Source organism: Pseudomonas sp. FW300-N2F2, assembly GCF_017351655.1.
Taxonomy (GTDB): Bacteria; Pseudomonadota; Gammaproteobacteria; order Pseudomonadales; family Pseudomonadaceae; genus Aquipseudomonas; species Aquipseudomonas fluorescens_AA.
Window position 1 is genome coordinate 1 of sequence record NZ_JACNDQ010000007.1, and the last position, 3044, is coordinate 3044.

Below are 3044 nucleotides of genomic sequence, written 5' to 3' on the forward strand. Positions count from 1 at the left end.
GGCGTTCGCGGTTGTCGAAGGCGAACTGCGTTTGCAGGACGTAAGGGTCGCCTTGTTCGGCGGCGAGGTGGTGGTAAAGAATGCCTTCCTGCAGGGGGGCCAGTGGATAGATATCCTGTACGTTGCGCGCACCACCCAGCACGGTCGACACGATGCGGTCGATGGCGTCCTGGTCGAGGCTTGTCAGCGTCAGCAGGTCGGGGGTGATCCGCGTGCAGTCGAGCGCAATTCGGTTGACTGGCACCACGATGTCTTTACTGCCGCCTACTGTCGCCGCCAACGCCGCAAGGGTTGGCTGGCCGAACAATATGCGCACGTCGGTGCTCAAGCCGGCCTGGCGCATCCGCTCGATCAGCGTGACCGCCAGCAGGGAATGGCCGCCCAGTTCGAAGAAGTGATCATGGCGACCGACCTGCTGCAGGCCCAGCAAATCCTGCCAGATCTGCGCCAGGGTGGTTTCCACCTCGCCTTGCGGGGCTTCGTAGCCACGGGAGATGACGGCATCGAGGTCTGGTGCAGGCAGGGCCTTGCGGTCGAGCTTGCCGTTGGGGGTCAGTGGCAAGGCATCCAGGCGCACGTAGGCCACCGGCACCATATAGGCCGGCAACTGCGCTTGCAGGTGCGCGCGCAGGGCTTCGATGTCCAGCACTTCGCCCGGCGAATGCTGGGTGAAATAGGCCACCAGGCGTTTGTCGCCTGGCACGTCTTCACGGGCCAGCACCACGGTTTCGTTCAAGGCCTCGTGTTGAGCGAGCTTGGCTTCGATCTCGCCCAGCTCGATCCGGAAACCACGGATCTTCACCTGATCGTCATTGCGGCCCAGGTACTCGATGTTGCCGTCCGGCAGGTAGCGACCCAAGTCGCCGGTCCGATACATGCGGGCGTTTGAAGCGTTGCTGAACGGATCCTTGAGGAAACGCTCAGCCGTCAGGTCGTCACGATTGAGATAACCGCGAGCGACCCCGGCGCCACCGATGTAGATTTCGCCCGGTACGCCCAGCGGCACGGGTTGTTTGTGCTCATCCAGCAAGTAGAACTGGGTGTTCGCTACCGGCTTGCCAATATGCGCGACAAACCCGCCTTCACGGGCCATCGATACCCAGCTCGAATACGTCGTGGTTTCCGAAGGGCCATAGAGGTTGCACAGGCGCTTGACCTGGGTCTGCTCGAACAACGTCTCCACCAGGCTGCGCTTGAGGGCTTCACCGGCGACGTTGACCGTGTCGACACCCTCGCCCAACCCACCAGATTCCAGCAAGGCCTTGAGGGCCGAGGGCACGGTGTTGATCAGGGTGATGTCGTGCTCGCCCTGTTGCAGTTCCAGCACATTAGTGACCACGTCGATGCTGCCGCCCGACGTCAGCGGCGCGAAGCACTCGTAGACCGCCAGGTCGAAGTTCAACGACGTCGAGAACAGGGTTTTCGACAACGTGGCGTCATCGAATGAACGATGGGCCCAGGTCAGGAAGTTCACTGTGTTGCGGTGTTCGATCATCACGCCTTTAGGCAGCCCCGTCGAACCGGAGGTGTAGATGACATAGGCCAGGTGCGAGGAGGTCAGCTCGGCAATCTCGGGATTCTGGACGGATTCGTCCTGCCACAGCCCACTATCGAGGTTGATCACCGCCATCGAGGCATCGCTCAACAGCCCGACAGTAGCGTCCTGGGCCAGCACCGCGGCCGGGGCGCTGTCTTCGAGCATGTAGGTAATACGATCCTGCGGATACGCCGGATCCAGCGGCACATAACCGCCGCCGGCCTTGAGAATCGCCAGCAGGCCCACGACCATGTCGATACCGCGCTCGACGCAGATCGCCACCCGCGAATCGGGCTGCACGCCTTGTTTGCGCAAGTAATGGGCCAAACGGTTGGCCCGCTCGTTCAACTCGCGGTAGCTCAGGCGCCGCTCGCCATGGATCGCCGCCACGGCCTCCGGCGTGCGCTGCACCTGCGCTTCGAACAACCCATGAATCGTCTGCTGCTGTGGAAAGTCGACTTGGGTGGCGTTGAACGTCACCAACAACTGATCACGTTCGGCCGCTGGCAAGATCGTCAAATCAGACAATGACGTTCCAGCCGCACGCTCCAACGCCACTACCAGGCTCGTCAGTGCCGCCTCCATATAAGCGCCGATCCGCTGTGCGCCGATGTCGGCCACTGCTTGAACGGTCAGGCTGAGGCCTTCACCGAGATCGTCCACAGACAGCGTCAGCGGATAGTTGGTGCGTTCTTCGCCACCCAGTGCCTCGATCCCCTCCCAGTTCGACGATGCTTGTAACGCGTCAGGTTCGGCGACCGAATGACGGTAGTTGAGCAAGGCACTGAACAGTGGCGTCGGTGCAACCACGCCACTGCAACGTTGGGCCAACGCCAGGGACGCATGCTCATGCCCCAACAGCCCGCTCAGGCGCGCGTGGGTCGCCAGCACGCCGGCCCGCACACTTTGCGCACCGACCTGCACGCCAATCGGCAAGGTATTGATGAACATTCCCAATGCGCGGTCGGCACCTTCACCACCTTGCATCCGTCCCATCAGCACCGTACCGAACACCACGTCTTCGCGACCCGAGATCCGACCCAGCACCTGGGCCCAAGCCAAGTGAACCACGCTTGCCGCGCTCACGCCGAGTTGGCGGGCCTGCAGGCGCAGGCGACGGCTCAGATCCGTCGAGATAGCCTGCTGGGCTTCCTCGATACCGCTGCCATCGCCCTGCACATCCTGCAAGCCGAACGGCAGCGTCGGCTCGTCGATGGTGCCGAGCATCTCGCGGAAAAACGTTTCGTGCTCTTCACGACTCACACCCAGGCATACCTGGGCCACATAGTTGCGGTAAGGCACCGCATCGCCCAACTGACCGGCTTGGCCCAACAGGTGCGCCTGTATCTCGTGGCGCATCACTTCCAACGATGTATGGTCAAGCGCCATGTGATGGACCAGCAGGGTCGCCACCCAACGTTGGTTGATCGCATCCTGGGCGAACCGGACGCGCATCAACGGCGCCTGGCGGATATCCATGCGGTGGTAACGGACATCGAAGCTCGCT

The 3044-nt window shown here is 62.3% G+C and carries 1 protein-coding gene; it reads right to left on the reverse strand.

Going from position 1 to position 3044, the window contains the following annotated elements:
• A partial coding sequence (locus tag J4E63_RS30645) for a non-ribosomal peptide synthetase (RefSeq protein ID WP_207284215.1) occupies positions 1 to 3044 on the reverse strand: 3044 nt, incomplete at both ends.